Below are 16,770 nucleotides of genomic sequence, written 5' to 3'. Positions count from 1 at the left end.
CCTCCTGCCCCCTCCTCTTCGAACCGGGAGGGCGCGGGCCATGCTCTCCCGACAGGGGAGAGGTGGAGCCGGGCCTTCCCCTGCGGGAAGGCCAGGACAAGAACAGCCACGGCGAGACGGCGGGGTCCGCTGTGACGGGCCTGTGCGCCTGACCGGGCCGCTAAACCCGGTGGCGCGTCGGGGCGTATAACCGATATGGTTCGTCATGTCAAGATGCGTGTGCCGATTGAGGCTTGGTGCTGTGTTGCTTCATCTCACACAAAGGCACGAAGGCACGAAGCGGGGCTGTGCTGCGGAGCGGTGTTTCCGGTCGGCGGTGCGGGAGGGGCTGCGGTCGTTGGAAAGGCTGGCTTTGCCACGCTGCCGGATCTTTGTGCCTTTGTGCCTTTGTGTGAGGTTTTCTGGTTCTCGCGGAGACGCGGAGACGCGGAGGGGGGAGCAGGAATATTTCACGCGGAGGCGCGGAGGCGCGGAGATTTGAGAAGAAAGGGTTCGCGCAGAGGCGCAGAGGGCGCAGAGATTTGGGCTTATCCGCGAAGCGGCTTGTTTTTTGCCTTGTCGGATTGGACCGCAGGGTCGCGGGATTGGGGCGGCTTCGCCGCAAAGTCCCTCTGCGATCTCTGCGGTTTTCTTCCTCTGCGCCTCTGCGTGAACCCTTTTCTCCCCCCACGCCTCCGCGTCTCCGCGTCTCCGCGCGAACCTTCTCCCCTCTGCGCCTCAGCGCCTCTGCGTGAAAAAATTCCGCCCTATCGGTTCGGGCCGGTGATCGCGGCTTCGAGCCGGCCCGGATCGCGTTGAATCGAAACCCAAGCCCTAAGCTTGTCGATGGGCGCCTCTCAATACTGCCAAGCGCCGTTGATGCTTCGCATCGCCTTCGGCGCCGACAAGCTCAGGGCTACGGACGTCGGGATCGGGTTGGACAGTCAGGTGGCAGGACGTGCGCGGCGTTTTTTGCGGCGCCAGAGCAGCAGGGCGGTCAGGGTGGCGAGGAGGGCGGCGGCCCAGGGGGCGGCTTTCAGCAGGCGGGGTTTGACCATGTTGTTGAAGGCATTTTCGTTGATCTGATCATCGGCGGTGTAGCCGGCGGGCATGTCGAGCACGGCATTGGCGCGGGCCCAGGCGGCATAGTCGGCCTGCATCTCCGCAAAACGCCGGGGCATGGCGGCGGAGAGGTCACGCGTCTCACCGGGATCGCGGCGGATGTCGAAAAGCTGCCAGCGGCCGTCCCCGGTCGGCGGCAGATTGCGGACCAGCTTGTAATCGCCCTTGAACAGCGCGGCATTGCCCGACAGCTCGTAGCCGATCGGTTGTTCGTCCGCATGGACGCCTTCGGCAGCGCCAGTCAGGGCCGGGACCAGGCTGCGACCGACGATCGGCTCCACTGCCCTGCCCTGCCAGGCAGCACCGGGGGCCGGCGTGCCGGTCAGATCGAGCAGGGTCGGCACCACGTCGGTGACATGGGCGAGACCGGGCACGATGCTGCCCGGCCGGAAGGCGGGGTTGCCCGGCCAGGCGATGATCAGCGGGACGCGCAGGCCGCCTTCGGTTGCGCTGAACTTGTAGCCCGACAGCGGCGACGCGGCGGCACTGGCCCAGCCGGGGCCGATATAGCTGAAGCTGTTGCGCCGCCCGATGTTGCCAGTCGACAGGTCATAGGCATGGCCCAGAAACAGACGGTTGCGCCAGCGGCTGAGCGGATCGGTCGGCTCCGGGCCATTGTCCGACAGGAACAGGAAGATGGTGTTGTCATAATCCCCGCTCGCCTTGAGGTGCGCGACCAGCCGCCCGACTTCGCGGTCCATCGCGGTTGCCATGCCGGCATAGGCCTGCATCACCCGCACCTGGGCGGCGCGCTCTGCCGCCTCCAGTGAGGCCCAGTCGCGGGTGGTGGCCATGGTCACCATCGGCGCTGCGGCAGGCATCACCCCCGCGTCTGCCGCGCGGCGCGCCCGAGCCTGTCTAAGTGCGGTCCAGCCGTCCTGATACTGTCCGGCGTAGCGGGCGATGTCCGCATCGGGTGCCTGCACCGGAATATGGTTGGCGAGGAAGTTGATCGAGGCGAGGAAGGGTTTGCCGCTGGCGCGATCCGCCTCGATATAGTCGATCATCTTTTCGACGACGAAGGTCGAGCTGTAGTAATTGCGCGGCAGCGTCGCCGGGGCGCCATTCTCGGTCCAGGCGGCGCTTTCGTACATGCCCTCGATCGGGCGCTGCTCGAAATTGTCGGCGCCCGCATCGGCAAGGCTGAAAGCACGATCATAGCCGCGCGCGTGGGGCAGCCGGGTGGGATCGCTGCCGAGATGCCATTTGCCGGTGAGGTAGGTGCGGTAGCCGCCGGCGCGCAGCATCTCGGCAATGGTGACGACGCGGTGGTTCATCACCGTGTCGTAGCCGGGCTGGCCGACATGTTCGCGCGGGATGGTCTCCGGCATGTTGCCGAGCCCGGCGCGATGGTTACCGACCCCGGTCTGCAGCATCGCGCGCGTCGGCGAGCAGGAGCCGGCGACGTGGAAGTTGGAGAAACGCACGCCGGCCCGCGCCAGCGCATCGATGTTGGGCGTCGCCATCTCCCCGCCGAAGGCACCGACATCGCTGAACCCCCAATCGTCCGCAAGCAGGATGACGATATTGGGCTGGCGCGGCGGCAGCGGCGCGGCGCGCGGCGACGTCTGGGGCACGGCGGCGCTCGCGGTCAGCAGCGCGGCGAGCGCGGGCAGCAGCGCGGCGCGCGCGGGAGACAGCGCCTTCATGCCGTCATCAGCAGGGCGAGGCAGCCCGATGCGTCGAGCGCCGGATCGACCTGCCGCCGCGCGGCTGCATCGAGCGCGGCGTACCGGGCACGCAGATCGGCGAGGCATTTGGCCTGATATTTGAACACGCCCTGTTCGAACGGCAGGCCCATCGCGGTGAAGCGGACCATCGCCTCACCCCGTTCCAGCGCGGCGGCATTGGCGACGAGGAAGGGCAGATAGACCGCGCCGATGACATCGAGCAGGCGGCGCACCACCTCCGGCAGCTCGGCATCGCCTGCGTCCCAATTGCCATCGATGCCCGACATATCGTCGATGTGCGCGAGCCAGCGGTAGCTGTAGGGATAGTCGGCGCGCATCATCGTCTGCGCGGTCGGATCCGTGCCCAGTTGCGACAGCTGGCCGTAGAGGCCGAACTCGGCGAGGCTGGGACGATTGCCGAACAGGCAGTGGCGGTTGACGACATGCGCTTCCAGCGCGGCGAGCACGGCGCGGGTCGAGGCCTCGATCAGCGGGAAATTCTCGGCCGTGCAGCCGACGATCGCCATGCGCCCGACCTGCCGATCCCGGAACTGCGCGGCATAGCCCTGACTCTGCGCCAGCCCGCCGCCCTTGAAGGCATCGAAGGCGAGCCAGCGGCTCATCTGCAGCTGGTCGACCTCCTCCAGCCAGCGGTAGCCGAACATCGCCTTGGTCAGCCATTCGTCGGCGAAATCCTCGATGAGGTGGGCGAGGAAGGCGCGGGCCGGATCGGGCGGGAGCACCGACCGCGCGCCGGGGTGCAGCCGCTCCAGCGCATAGATCAGCGGGGTCGAATCATTGTGCCAACTGCCATCGGGAAAGCGCACCACCGGGATGACCGGTGCCTTCACCTCAGCGAGCGCGGCCTGGTGCGTCGCCGCGCCATGCACCCAGATGTGGGGCAGCCGCCGGTAGCGCATCAGCGCGCGGATCTTGAGCGAATAGGGCGAGCCCAGCGCGCCGTGGACTTCATAATGGGCGGTCATGGCAGTTCCCTTGTCAGGATCGTGTCGGTGCCGGCGGGCAGCGAGAACAGCATGCCGTCTTCCCCGACGTCGATCGGTCCGCCGAACAGATCGGGAGCATCGCCCAGAAAGGCCGGGTTGAACAGGGGGGACGGCAGCGGCGGGACGATATGGGTCAGCACCAGATGCCGCACCCCGGCCGCCTCTGCGCTGCGTGCCGCGTCTTCGGGCGAGGCGTGATAGTCGAGGATGTCGCGGGTGATCTGCGCCGTGCCCTGCTGGCCGCGCGCGGCGAGCGCGCGGGTCATCGCCGCCACCAGCCGCGGCTGCAGCGCTTCGTGCAGCAACAGGTCGGCGCCGCGCGCGTTGCGGGTCACCGCCGCACTCGCCGCGGTATCGCCGCTGATCACCAGCGAACGGCCCCGGTAATCGAAACGGTAGCCGACCGCAGGAGAAACGGGCCGGTGATCGACGCTGAAGGCGGTGACCGTCAGCCCGCCCTGGCGGAACACGACCAGCGGGCTGCCGTCGGCCGGTGGCACGGCGAAGGGCACCGCCACGCCGCCCGCGCCGCCGGGCGGGACGATGGCGGCGCCATGATGCGCGACGCGATAGCCATTGTCGGTCGAATAAGCGGCATTGAAGCCATCGACCACCCGCTCGACCCCGGCCGGCCCGTGTATGGGGAGCGGCGACTGCGCGGCGCTCTGCGTCCAGCGCAGCAGCATCAGCGGGCCGAGGCCGTCGATATGATCCGAATGGAAGTGCGTCAGCATCAGCCGCTGGACGCGGCCCATCGGCAGGCCGGCGAGCTGGATGCGCCGGGCGGCGCCCTCTCCGGCATCGACGACGATCATCTGGTCCCCGGCGATGACCAGCGCACAGGGCCCCGCGCGCGAGGGATCGGGCAGCGGCGAGCCGGTGCCGCAGAGGAAGAGGTGCAGGCCGTCGGGCAGGTCCGCCGTGGCATCCGCGCCCGCCCGCTCGCCGAGCGCGCGCGCATAGACCCATTCGCCGACCTGCCGCTGGAAGATCAGCGCGGCGGCAATGGCCAGCAGCAGCAGGCCGACGAGGATGCCGAACAGGCGGCGCATGTTCACAGCTTGCATGCCGACCCCTCGTCATTGCGAGCGCAGCGAAGCAATCCAGGGGCCCCGCAGCACCGCACTGGATTGCTTCGCTGCGCTCGCAATGACGACCGTTTGAATACCGCCACTTTCATAATCCCCCGGCATATATTGGCACTATTTATGCCAATATATGCCGGGGGACAAGCCCACTGTTTCGCTTGCGCCGCCGCGCCCCATGACTAGGTCGTAAACTCATAAAATGCGCGTTCGAGGTTCGAGGCCATTTTGTTCAGGGCAAGGAGGCAAGGCGAAGGAATATGTCGATATTTCAAGACTTGCCGACGCAGCCATGGACAAAATGGGTCGAACCCCTTCGGGGCGGCGAAATGGCTTCGATCTCGGGCCCACGCGGCCCTGCAGGTGGAACCACCACCCGCGGCGGCCACCTGAACCCGATATCTTCGCCATTTTGCCGCCTCGAACGTGCATTTTATGAGTTTACGACCTAGGTTGCGCCTCGCAACCGAAACAGCCGAGTCATACCGCATGAAAACCCGTGCCGCCGTCGCCTTCGAAGCCAAGAAGCCGCTCGAGATCGTCGAGCTCGACCTTGAAGGGCCCAAGGCGGGCGAGGTGCTGGTCGAGATCATGGCGACCGGCATCTGCCATACCGATGCCTATACGCTCGACGGGCTGGACAGCGAGGGCATCTTCCCCAGCGTGCTCGGTCATGAAGGCGCCGGCATCGTGCGCGAGGTGGGCGCGGGGGTGACGTCGGTGACTCCCGGCGATCACGTGATCCCGCTCTACACGCCCGAATGCCGCCAGTGTAAGTCGTGCCTTTCCGGCAAGACCAACCTGTGCACCGCGATCCGCGCGACGCAGGGCAAGGGACTGATGCCCGATGGCACGACGCGCTTTTCCTACAAGGGCCGGCCGATCTACCATTATATGGGCTGCTCGACCTTCTCCAACTTCACCGTGCTGCCCGAAATCGCGGTGGCGAAGATCCGCGAGGACGCGCCCTTCCAGTCGAGTTGCTACATCGGCTGCGGCGTCACCACCGGGGTCGGCGCGGTGATCAATACCGCCAAGGTGCAGGTGGGCGACAATGTCGTGGTGTTCGGCCTCGGCGGCATCGGCCTCAACGTCATCCAGGGTGCGCGGCTGGCGGGGGCCAACCGCATCATCGGCGTCGACATCAATCCCGACAGGGAGGAATGGGGCCGCCGGTTCGGCATGACCGCCTTCCTCAACAGCAAGGGCATGAGCCGCGAGGATATCGTCGCCAGGATCGTCGAGATGACCGATGGCGGCGCCGATTATACCTTCGACGCGACCGGCAATACCGAGGTGATGCGCACCGCGCTCGAAGCCTGCCACCGCGGCTGGGGCACCTCGATCATCATCGGCGTGGCCGAGGCCGGCAAGGAAATCGCCACCCGCCCGTTCCAGCTCGTCACCGGGCGCAACTGGCGCGGCACCGCCTTCGGCGGGGCCAAGGGGCGCACCGACGTGCCCAAGATCGTGGACATGTACATGCAGGGCAAGATCGAGATCGACCCGATGATAACCCATGTCATGGGCCTCGAAGAGATCAACACCGCCTTCGACCTGATGCACGCAGGCAAGAGCATCCGCAGCGTGGTGGTGTATTGAGCTTCGTGCGTCATTGCGAGCGAAGCGTGGCAATCCAGTATTGCGCTGCGCCGCCCTAGATTGCTTCGCTTCGCTCGCAATGACGAACCAAAGAATGGAAAATGACTTCACAAGGAGAGGAACAACCTATGTTTTCCCACATCATGGTCGGCACCAACGACACGGCCAAGGCCAAGCAATTCTATGACGCGACCTTTGCGGCGATGGGTGGCAATCCCGGCATGCAGGATGACAAGGGCCGGTTGATCTACATGCACAATGGCGGTCTGTTCATCGTCACCCCGCCGATCAACGGCGAGCCGGCCTGCCATGCCAATGGCGGCACCATCGGCTTTGCGATGACGCCCGAACAGGCCGACGCCTGGCACGCCGCCGGCTGCGCCAATGGCGGCACCGCCTGCGAAGACCCGCCCGGCGTGCGCGAAGGCGGTTTCGGCAAGCTCTACCTCGCCTATCTGCGCGATCCGTGCGGCAACAAGCTGTGCGCGCTGCACCGCATGTGAGCGGCGCGGGCATCCGCTAAAGAGGGGCTCCGGGCGACCGGAGCCCTTTTCACATCAGTAGATGGTGTATCCGCCGTCGATGACGAAACTGTCGCCGGTGTGGAAGCGCGAGGCGTCCGACGCCAGATAGACGGCGATGCCGGCGAAATCCGCGCCCTCGCCCCAGCGGCGCATCGGCACGCGACCGATCGCCTTTTCGTTGAACTTGTCCCACGCCTGCAACCCCGCGGTCATGTCGGTGGCGATCCAGCCGGGCAGCACGGCGTTGGCGCGGATGCCAGCCCTCGCATATTCCACCGCCAGCCCGCGCACCATGCCGAGCACGCCGGCCTTGGTCGCGGCATAGGCCTGATTGCGCGGGGCGCCATGGATGGCCGAGGTCGACGAAGTGACCAGCAGCGACCCGCCCGGCTCCCCCGCCTCGGCGCGCGCCACCATCGACTTCAGCACCTCGCGGAAGGTCCAGAACACCGCGTCGAGATTGACGGTGGTCACCCGCCGCCAGCCTTCGGTGGTCTGCTCGGTGAAGGGCGCGCCGCCGCCGACGCCGGCGTTGGCTGCGCAGAAATCGATGCGCCCGAAGCGCTGCTGCACTGCGGCCACACCGGCGACCACCGCGGCCTCATCGGAGACGTCGACCTGGCTGACCAGCACCTCGACACCATAAGCTGCGAGCGTTTCGGCTGCCCGAGCGTTCTTGTCCGGGTTCATGCCCCAGATGGCGACCCTGGCGCCGGACGCGGCCAGCCCTTCCGCCATGCCGAGGCCGATGCCGCCATTGCCGCCGGTGATCAGCGCCACCTTGCCGGTCAGATCGAAGGGTGTGAATGCCATGCTGCTCTCCCTGAAGCCCGACCTGTTCGTTTTGATCCGTAGTGCTGGGCTTGTCGAAGCACGCTTAGCCGATAAGCGCCCTTCGACAAGCTCAGGGCTACGGTTCGGATTCGACCCGACCGGAACAGTCTCCAGCTAGGGTGTAAGCCATGGCGCAGCGCCGCCCGGCAATCCATGACAAAAAGGGCGGCGCCATCGGCACCGCCCCTGTTGTGTCCTGGCAAAGTCCAGCGCGGCCGGTGCGGCCGGCGCGGGCTTACTTCTTGAGCGTGAGCCCGCCGAAGCGCTTGTTGAACTTGGCGACCTGGCCACCCGAATCGAGCATCGTGCCCTTGCCGCCGGTCCAGGCCGGGTGCGCGCTCGGATCGATGTCGAGCTGCAGCGTGTCGCCTTCCTTGCCCCAGGTCGAGCGGGTTTCGAAGGTGGTGCCGTTGGTCAGCTGCACCTTGATCATGTGATAATCGGGGTGGATGTCCTGCTTCATGTCGTGCGCTCCGTGATTGGCTGGTTTCCGACCAGCCGGAGGGGTGGAAATTCGGGAAGGCCGCCCGTTAGCGGCGGCGGTGGGGAAATGCAACCTCGTCATTGCGAGCGCAGCGAAGCAATCCAGAGTCAGCGCAAACCACTCTGGATTGCTTCGCTGCGCTCGCAATGACGGAAAAATCACGCAGGCGGATCGGCGCCTTGTCAGCGCCTCATCACGCAGGCGGATCGGCGCCTTGTCAGCGCCTCATCACGCAGGCGGATCGGCGATCATCGCGGTGAAGCTGCATTCGGAGGCGACGCTGCCGTCGTCGAACAGCGCCTTGCCTTCGAACTTGCAGATCGCCCGCTTGGCCTGGACGATTTCGGCATGCAGGTGCAGCAGGCAGCCCGGTTCGACCGGCTTGCGGAACTTCGCGCCTTCGATCGCCATGAAATAGACGAGCTTGCCCGAATCGGCGAGGCCCATCGATTCGATGGCGAGCACGCCGGCGGCCTGCGCCAGCGCTTCGACGATCAGCACGCCCGGCATGATCGGGCGGCCGGGAAAATGGCCCTGGAAGAAGGGCTCGTTCATGCTGACCGCCTTGATCGCATGGATGCGCTTGTCGGGCACGAAATCGACGACGCGATCAACCAGCAGCATCGGGTAGCGGTGCGGCAGCAGCGCGAGCACGCGGCGCACATCGAAGCCGGGGCGAGGTTCTGGTTGTTCGGTCATCATGCCCTCCAAAAGCCGTCGCCCCGGGCTCGATCCGGGGCCGCTATCCCGCTTGCGCTAGGACGATAGCGGCCCCGGCTCAAGACCGGGGCGACGATGGAAAGGAAAATCGGCTCAGCGCGTTTCGGGCTGGGCGGCCGGGGCCGGGGTGCCGGCTGCCGGCGCGGCGGCGGCTGCAGCGGCCTGCTGCTGGGCAGCAAGAAGCTGGCCCGGCTCATAGCCCTGCGGCGGCACGATCTGCACGTTCGGCACCAGGCGGTTGAGCTCGGCAACGATCGCCGGGGTGATGTTGGCGGTTTCGTTGGCGTAGATCACGGCGTCACGGCGCACGACCAGATTCGCGCCGCGTGCGGTCCGCGCGGTGGTGACGGCGGTGTTCATCTGCAGGGTGATCTGCTCGATGATGTAGGAGCGGGCCAGCTCGAGCGGGGCGCCGATCTGCTGGATTTCCTGCTCCGCAGCCTGCTGGCGCTGCTGGAAGGCGCGCGCTGCGGCTTCGAGCGCGGTGCGGTTCTGGGGGGTGCGGTTCTGCTCGGTTTCGACCGCGGTGTAGAGCGTCTGCAATTCGGTCTGCAGCGCGGTGCGGCGGGTCTGCAACTGCTGGAGCTGCGGCGCATAAGTCGCCTGCATCTGCTGCATCGCCACCTGATAGGCGTTCGACGCCTGGATGGCGCCATCGGTATCGGCAACGACGACGATGGGCGCCGCCGGTGCGGGCGGCGCGGCATCGCGGTTGCGCTGGGCCGATGCGGGCGCGGCAAACAGGGTGGCAACGGCAACAGAGGCAGCCAGCGCCGCGCGAGAGAAGGTCTGGGTCATCAGAATTGGGTTCCTACGTTGAAGGTAATCAGCTTGGTGTCGTCGCCCTCTTCCCGCAGGAAGGCATAAGCGACGTCGATGCGGAAGGGACCGAAGGGCGAGTTCCAGTTGACGCCGGCACCCACCGCCGCGCGGGGGCTGATGGTGTCGCCGAAGAAGCGCTCATCGAACGGACGGATGCCGGCAAAGCCACCCGGGCACTCGGAAAATTCGCCGGTCGGAATGTTATTGACGATGGCCTGCGTGCCGAACTGGGTCGCGCCGGTGGTCTGGTTGCGGCACAGCGTCTTGAAGTTGCCGTCGGTATCGCGGAAGCTGGACAGCGATGTCAGCGCCGGGCGGCGGACGTTGAACACCGAGCCGACGTCGAGGAAGATCGACGGCCGCAGCCCCAGCTCCTGCACGCCCGACCCCAGCGGCAGATCCATCTCGAGACGGCCCTGGTAATAGGCCCGGCCGCCGAGCGCATCGTCCACCGTCTGGCGACGCTCTTCATTGACGACCGGTGCCATCGGGTTGGACAGGTCGACATTGGTGTAGCGGATCACGCGCGGGCCGACGCCGCGGATGTCGAAGCCGCGGATCTGCGGTTCGCCGAGGAAGAAACGGTCGGTCAGCCGCACCCGGTCAGACCCCGGTGCATTGCTGTTGTTGCCGAAGGGGACGATGTAGCCGCCCTCGAGATAGCCGTTGAGCACGAAATCGCCGAACAGGCGACGGTGCGCCGAGACGTTGGCGCGGGTGCGCAGATAGCTGATCGAGCCGCCGAGACCGGCAAATTCCTGGCTGAAGGTCGCCGATTCGCCCCGGGTCGGGCGCAGGCGGTTGTCGCGGGTATCGTAGATCAGCGAGTAGCCGGCGAGGCTGGTGGTGCGGTTGCCGATGGCATCGCACAGATAGCGCCCGGCGATCAGCGGGTCGCACTGGCCGTTGAAGAAATAGATGCGCTCGTCGAGCGACACATCGTCGATGTTGAAAGTGTAGGACACCAGCAGCGAGAGATATTCGGTGAGCGGCACGCCCGCGCGCAGCGAGAGGCCGGTGGTTACCTGCTGGAAGGTGGTCTCCCGGCTGTTGTTGATGAAGTTGAACGAGTTGAGGTCGCGGCGATAGATGGAGCCCGAGAAGCTGATGTTGCGATCGAACACATAGGGTTCGGTGAACGAGGCTTCGACCGACTTGGAGTAGCTCGAATAATTGACCGACAGGCCGACCGTCTGGCCGAGGCCGCGGAAATTGCGCTGGCGGATCGAGCCCTGCAGGATGAAATTCTCGATCGACGAGAAGCCGGCCGAGAGCGACAGTTCGCCGGTCGGCTTTTCCTCGACATTGGTCTGCAGCACCACCCGGTCGGGCGCCGAGCCCTGGTTCTGCGCGACTTCCAGATTTTCCTGGAAATAGCCGAGGCTGTTGATGCGGTCCTGCGAGCGGCGGACGAGGAAGCTGTTGAAGGCATCGCCTTCGTTCAGGCGGAATTCGCGGCGGATCACCTTGTCCTGGGTGATGGTGTTGCCGTTGATTTCCAGATTTTCGACATAGACGCGCGGCGTTTCCGCCACCTGGAAGACGATGCCCATCGTCCGCGTTTCGCGGTTGCGCGTGTAGCGCGGGCGGATGTCGGCGAAGGCATAGCCGAGCAGACCGGCGGTTTCGGAGAGCTGCTCGATCGTGTCTTCGACCTGCTTGGCGTTGTACCAATCACCTTCGCGCATCGGCAGCAGCGACTGCAGCGCCTCGGGCGTGAAGTCGCGCAACTGGCTGTCGACCGTGACCGGGCCGAAGCGGTAGCGCTCGCCCTCTTCCACCACATAGGTGATGATGAAGTCCTGCCGGTCGCTGGTCAGTTCCGCCACGGCGGAGACGACGCGGAAATCGGCATAGCCCTGGGTCAGGTAGAATTGGCGCAGCTTCTGCTGGTCATAGGCCAGACGGTCGGGATCGTAGGTGGTGTTGGAGGAGAGGATGGTGGTCAGCCGCCGTTCGCGGGTTGCCATCTCGTCCTTGAGCTCGCCATCGCTGAACGCTTCGTTGCCGATGATGTTGATCTGGCGGACCCGGCTGCGATCGCCCTCGGTGATCTCGAAGACGATGTCGACGCGGTTCTGGTCGAGCCGGACGAGTTGCGGTTCCACGGTCGCGGCGTAGCGGCCCTGGCGCTTGTACAGCTCGATGATGCGGGCGACGTCCGCGCGGACGCGGCTGCGGGTGTAGATCTGGCGCGGCGCGAGGCGCAGCTCGGGCTCGATCTTGTCGTTCTTCAGCCGCTCATTGCCTTCGAGGATGATGCGGTTGATCACCGGATTTTCGGTGACCTGGATGACCAGCGCGCCGTCATTGTCGCTAATCTGGAAGTCGGCGAACAGCTCGGTCTGCGACAAGGCGCGCAGCGCGGCGTCGAGCGTGGCGCGGGTATAGGTCTGGCCGACCTGGAGCTGGGTGTAGGAGCGGACCGTCTCCGCCTCCAGCCGCTGGTTGCCGACGACGCTGATCGCGCGAATCTGGCGCGGCGCGGGCGCGACGGCGGGATTGGCTGTGGCGGGCGGCGGGGCCGGCTGTACGACGGCGGGCGGGGCGGCCTGGGTTACCAGCACCAGCGGCACGCTCTGCGCCACTGCGGCAACGCTCTGCCCGGCCAGCACCGAGCCGGTCAGCAGAAACGCAATCGCCTGGCGGCTTGCCGAAGCACGGATCACGGGGCGGTCAGCCTGCACGGGCACATATCCTTATCACTCAAATGTCGCGGCGAACGGCGTGGAACCCCCGGTCCCTGCCCTCGCCCTGCCCCAATGGTTGCGCCCCTCTGCCCCAAGCGCATCAGCCAATCAAGCCAGCGAGCCGTTCCCACAGCCCGAATGCGCCCAAATCATTGAAGGTTACGACGATCATCAGCGTTGCCAGCACCGCGAATCCCCCCCGGAAGGCCCATTGCTGGGTCTCTATGCTGACCGGGCGACGGCGCACCGCCTCGATCGCATTGAACAGCAGATGCCCGCCATCGAGCATCGGCAGCGGCAGCAGATTGACGAAACCCAGGTTGAGCGAGATCATCGCGACGAAGAAGACGAAGGATTGCGGGCCAAGCGAGGCCTGCTCGCCCGAAGCCTTGGCGATCATCAGCGGGCCGCCCAGATCCTTGATGCTGCGCTGCCCGACCAGCAACTGGCCGATGACTTCCGCCATCTGCCGGGTGATGCCCCAGGCCTGCTGCGTCGCCACCACCGGCACCTCCAGCAAGGACACCGGCTCGAACTGCTGCGGGCCACTCTGGATGCCGATGACGCCGCGCTTGACGGTGTTGCCGAATCTGTCCTGCTCGACCAGCTCGCGCGGGGTGATGACGATCGTGCGCGTCGTGCCGTCGCGTTCGATGACGAACGACAGCGGCTCGCCCGTGCGATGCATCACCGCCATCGGGATATCGACATATTTGTCCATCGGCCGGCCGTCGATGCTGACCACCCGGTCGCCGCTGCGCAGATTTGCGGCAGCGGCTGCCGATCCGGCCTGGACCTGGCCGACGACCGGCGGCGTCGTTCCCTGCCCATAGGCCAGCGCGAAGCCGGCGAGGATGGCGATGGCGAGGATGAAGTTGGCGAGCGGCCCCGCCAGCACGGTCAGCGAGCGTTTCCACAGCGGCGCGGCGGCGAAGCTGCCCTCGGGCTCGGACGCGCTGAGCTCGTGCGGGGTGGAGACGGCGTCCTCGTCCCCCGCAAACTGGACATAGCCGCCCAGCGGCAGCCAGCCGACCTTCCAGCGGGTGCCGCGCTTGTCGGTCCAGCCGAGCACTTCCTTGCCGAAACCGATCGAGAAGGTGTCGGCACGGATGCCCGACCAGCGGCCGACGAGGTAGTGGCCCAGCTCATGGAAGAACACGAGCGGCCCCAGCACGGCGATGAACGCCAGCGCGGTGAACCATGGCGAAGGCGATTCTAGCATCTAAGAGACCCGGGCCTTTGCAAGCATTTCCACCATGTCCGCCGCCTGCCCACGGCTTTGCCGGTCGAGCGTGAACACGTCATGAAGCGATTGTGGCGCAATCGGGGCGGTGGAGTCCATCGCCCGTTGCGCGCAATCGGCGATGTCGAGGAATCCGATCTTCCCTGAGAGGAAAGCGGCGACCGCAATCTCGTTGACCGCGTTCAACTGCGCCGGTCGTCCGCCGCCCTCCGATATCGCTTCACGCGCCAGCCGCAGCGCGGGGAAGCGTTCATAATCAGGGGCTTCGAACTCGAGCTTGCCGAGCTTCGCCAGATCGAGCGGCGCGCAGGGCGTCGCCATCCGGTCGGGCCAGGCCAGCGCCGAGGCGATCGGCACGCGCATGTCGGGCGGGCCGAGCTGCGCCAGCGTCGAGCCATCGACATATTCGACCATCGAATGCACGGTCGATTGCGGATGGACGATGATATCGAGCCGGTCGAGCCCGACCGGGAACAGATGATAGGCCTCGATCAGTTCGAGCCCCTTGTTCATCATCGTCGCCGAATCGACGCTGATCTTCGCGCCCATCGACCAGTTGGGGTGGGCAACCGCCTGCGCCGGGGTGACGGCGCGCATCGCCTCGGTGGTCCAGGTGCGGAACGGCCCGCCGCTCGCGGTCAGGGTGATCTTGGCGACGCGGTCGAGATTGCCCGAGAGGCACTGGAAAATGGCGTTATGCTCGGAATCGACCGGCAGGATGGTCGCGCCCGAGGCCCTTGCCGCCGCCGCCATCAGGGCGCCTGCGGCAACCAGGCTTTCCTTGTTGGCGAGCGCGACGGTCTTGCCCGCCTCGACCGCCGCCATCGTCGGCGCAAGCCCTGCGCAGCCGACGATCGCGGCCATGGTGACATCCGCCCCCATGCGCGCGGCATCGATCAGCGCGTCCTCTCCCGCTGCGACGAGGATGCCCTCACCCGCCAGTGCCTTGCGCAGATCGCCGGCGTAGAGCGCATCGCCGATCACCGCGACGCGCGGGCGGAATTCCCTTGCCAGCGCGGCGAGCCCGGCGGCGTCGCTGTTGGCGGTAAGGGCGACGATGTCCCAATCGTCACGGTTGCGGCGGACGAGATCGAGGGTGGATTGCCCGACCGAGCCGGTCGCGCCGAAGACGGAGAGGGTGCGGGTCATGCGTCAGTTCCTCCCCGGCACGGGGAGGGGAACCATCCGCAGGATGGTGGAGGGGCAAGCGCCGCGGCACGTGAGGTCACGGGACAACCGTTTGCCCCTCCACCAGCTTCGCTGGTCCCCCTCCCCGTTCCGGGGAGGACCTGTCGCGCGCCCCTCACGCCCAGCCCCCCAACCCCAGCCAAATCACGCCGCCAACGAACAGCACCGCCAACAACCCGTCCACGCGGTCGAACAAGCCGCCATGGCCGGGGATGAGGCTGCCCGAATCCTTCACCCCCGCGCGGCGTTTCATCCAGCTTTCGAAGAAGTCGCCGGATTGGGCGACGATGGCGGTGAGAATTCCGCCTACCGCCGCAAAAAGAATAATTTCATGAACAGTTTCCAGAGGATAGCCATATAAAAATGCATCGGGTTGATTGGATGCTGCACGCACATAACGATCGGCTACAAACCCAAAAATACCGAGCGATATGGCGGCTCCGACGATTCCACCGCCCAAACCAGCCCAAGTTTTCGATGGGCTTATCTTGGCAGCGATTTTCGGACCGCCAATTGATCGACCCGCAAAATAGGCGCCAACGTCCACGGCTATGACGCTGACGACAATTGAAAGCGTGTCAACTAACGACTTCAGAGGATGGGGCTCATAAACCCATACATTTGGAACAAGGCGAGTCTGAATCAGATAGGCCATCGCCACCCCGACATAACTCACCCCCGCGATCATCCACAGCGCCGCACCCAGCGGCGTCTTGGCGATGCGCCGGACCAGCCCCCACCATTCCCACAGCACGCCCAGCCCCACCGCAACGACGAAGGCGGTGAACACCCAGCCGCCGAGCCACAGCGCGGTGCCCGCCACTGCGACCATGACGATGGCGGAGAGGGTGCGGGTGCCGAGGTCGGACTTCGGCTTGGCCGGGGGGCCGGGGACGGGGTCGATGGGGGTGGTCACGCCACAGGTCCTCCCCGGCACGGGGATGGGGACCATCCGCAGGATGGTGGAGGGGCAAACGCGGCGCTACGAGTGGTCACGGGACAACCGCTTGCCCCTCCACCAGCTTCGCTGGTCCCCCTCCCCGTGCCGGGGAGGACCTGTGGCGCGCCTCTCACAGCCCGCCAAACCGTCGCTCGCGCTGCGCAAAATCCTGGCAGGCCTTGCGCAGATGCTCAGGGCTAAAATCGGGCCACAGCGTGTCGACGAACAGCATCTCGGCATAGGCCGCCTGCCACAGCAGGAAGTTCGACAGCCGCACCTCGCCCGACGTGCGGATCAGCAGATCGAGCGGCGGCAGGTCGGCGGTGTCGAGATGCGCTTCGATGCGCTCCGCCGTAATCTCCCCGTCCGCCGCCGCCGCGCGGGCAGCGCGGACGATCTCGTCCTGCGCGCCATAGCCGAGCGCCACCGCCAGCGTGTGACGGGTGTTGGCTGCGGTGCGGGCGATGGCGTTTTCGATCAGCGCGCGGGCTTCCGCGTCGAAGCGCGTCAGATCGCCGATGATTCTGAGCCGCACGCCACTGTCGACGAATTCGTCGAGGTCGGAGACGATGAAGCGCTTCATCAGCCCCATCAGGTCGGACACTTCCTCGTCCGGCCGCCGCCAATTCTCGCTGGAGAAGGCATAGAGCGTCAGACACTCCAGCCCCAGATCGCCCGCCGCGCGGACGATGTTGCGCACCGCCTCCACACCGGCGCGATGCCCGGCGACGCGGGGCAGGAAGCGCTTCTTTGCCCAGCGACCGTTGCCGTCCATGATGATGGCGACGTGGCGGGGGGGATTGGTGAGGGGGGTCATGCGTTTAGCCCTCTCCCCTTGAGGGGAGAGGGTTGGGAGAGGG

Annotated in this window: 14 protein-coding genes; 2 read left to right on the top strand and 12 right to left on the bottom strand. The window is 66.2% G+C overall.

All coding sequences use genetic code 11. From position 1 onward, the window contains the following. Nucleotides 1-923: 923 nt before the first annotated feature. The 3 genes from AC0QC4_RS14245 to AC0QC4_RS14235 are packed head-to-tail and all read right to left on the bottom strand — an operon-like array spanning nt 924 to nt 4,845. Complete coding sequence (locus AC0QC4_RS14245; RefSeq protein WP_483660572.1) at nt 924-2,750, bottom strand: arylsulfatase; 1,827 nt, start codon at nt 2,748-2,750, stop codon at nt 924-926. Continuing rightward, nucleotides 2,747-3,757, bottom strand: a complete 1,011-nt coding sequence (locus AC0QC4_RS14240) for a glutathione S-transferase N-terminal domain-containing protein (protein WP_483660571.1) — start codon at nt 3,755-3,757, stop codon at nt 2,747-2,749. Before AC0QC4_RS14240 ends, AC0QC4_RS14245 begins: the two co-directional genes overlap by 4 nt. Beyond that, nucleotides 3,754-4,845 (bottom strand): MBL fold metallo-hydrolase, encoded by a 1,092-nt coding sequence (locus AC0QC4_RS14235; protein WP_483660570.1) that lies wholly within the window; start codon nt 4,843-4,845, stop codon nt 3,754-3,756. Before AC0QC4_RS14235 ends, AC0QC4_RS14240 begins: the two co-directional genes overlap by 4 nt. A gap of 507 nt (nt 4,846-5,352) precedes the next feature. Between AC0QC4_RS14235 and AC0QC4_RS14230 the strand changes: the two genes are divergently transcribed. Together AC0QC4_RS14230 and AC0QC4_RS14225 are read left to right on the top strand one after the other, a co-directional pair. Further along, nucleotides 5,353-6,465, top strand: coding sequence for an S-(hydroxymethyl)glutathione dehydrogenase/class III alcohol dehydrogenase (locus tag AC0QC4_RS14230; protein WP_483660569.1), 1,113 nt, complete (start codon nt 5,353-5,355; stop codon nt 6,463-6,465). Between the two features lie 128 nt (nt 6,466-6,593). Continuing rightward, nucleotides 6,594-6,968 carry a VOC family protein gene (locus tag AC0QC4_RS14225; protein WP_483660568.1) on the top strand — a complete coding sequence of 125 codons (375 nt, stop codon included), beginning with the start codon at nt 6,594-6,596 and terminating at the stop codon, nt 6,966-6,968. A gap of 54 nt (nt 6,969-7,022) precedes the next feature. On the opposite strand, the gene AC0QC4_RS14220 is transcribed toward AC0QC4_RS14225, so the two are convergent. The 9 genes from AC0QC4_RS14220 to uppS all read right to left on the bottom strand — a co-directional run bounded on the left by AC0QC4_RS14220 (nt 7,023) and on the right by uppS (nt 16,727). Continuing rightward, complete coding sequence (locus AC0QC4_RS14220) at nt 7,023-7,802, bottom strand: SDR family NAD(P)-dependent oxidoreductase (RefSeq protein WP_483660567.1); 780 nt, start codon at nt 7,800-7,802, stop codon at nt 7,023-7,025. Nucleotides 7,803-8,058: 256 nt separating this feature from the next. Continuing rightward, a complete protein-coding gene (gene rpmE, locus AC0QC4_RS14215; RefSeq protein WP_483660566.1) occupies nt 8,059-8,286 on the bottom strand; it encodes a 50S ribosomal protein L31 in 228 nt (75 codons plus the stop codon). Between the two features lie 249 nt (nt 8,287-8,535). Then, entirely contained in the window at nt 8,536-9,006 is a 471-nt protein-coding gene (fabZ, locus tag AC0QC4_RS14210; protein ID WP_483660565.1) for a 3-hydroxyacyl-ACP dehydratase FabZ, read from the bottom strand. Between the two features lie 114 nt (nt 9,007-9,120). Then, on the bottom strand, nt 9,121-9,825 hold the full coding sequence (locus AC0QC4_RS14205) for an OmpH family outer membrane protein (protein WP_483660564.1): 705 nt from the start codon (nt 9,823-9,825) through the stop codon (nt 9,121-9,123). After that, a complete protein-coding gene (gene bamA, locus AC0QC4_RS14200) occupies nt 9,825-12,536 on the bottom strand; it encodes an outer membrane protein assembly factor BamA (protein ID WP_483660563.1) in 2,712 nt (903 codons plus the stop codon). The genes AC0QC4_RS14205 and bamA overlap by 1 nt, the downstream gene beginning before the upstream one ends. Nucleotides 12,537-12,639: 103 nt before the next feature. Then, complete coding sequence (gene rseP, locus AC0QC4_RS14195) at nt 12,640-13,761, bottom strand: RIP metalloprotease RseP (protein WP_483660562.1); 1,122 nt, start codon at nt 13,759-13,761, stop codon at nt 12,640-12,642. Beyond that, complete coding sequence (locus AC0QC4_RS14190) at nt 13,762-14,931, bottom strand: 1-deoxy-D-xylulose-5-phosphate reductoisomerase (protein WP_483660561.1); 1,170 nt, start codon at nt 14,929-14,931, stop codon at nt 13,762-13,764. Between the two features lie 154 nt (nt 14,932-15,085). Beyond that, nucleotides 15,086-15,886 carry a phosphatidate cytidylyltransferase gene (locus AC0QC4_RS14185; protein ID WP_483660560.1) on the bottom strand — a complete coding sequence of 267 codons (801 nt, stop codon included), beginning with the start codon at nt 15,884-15,886 and terminating at the stop codon, nt 15,086-15,088. 154 nt (nt 15,887-16,040) lie between these two features. After that, entirely contained in the window at nt 16,041-16,727 is a 687-nt protein-coding gene (uppS, locus tag AC0QC4_RS14180) for a polyprenyl diphosphate synthase (RefSeq protein ID WP_483660559.1), read from the bottom strand. Nucleotides 16,728-16,770: the final 43 nt, after the last annotated feature.

It is taken from the genome of Sphingomonas sp. jy18, from assembly GCF_056931895.1.
The sequence above is the reverse complement of the archived record's forward strand: the minus strand, read 5'-3'. Positions and strand labels throughout refer to the sequence as shown.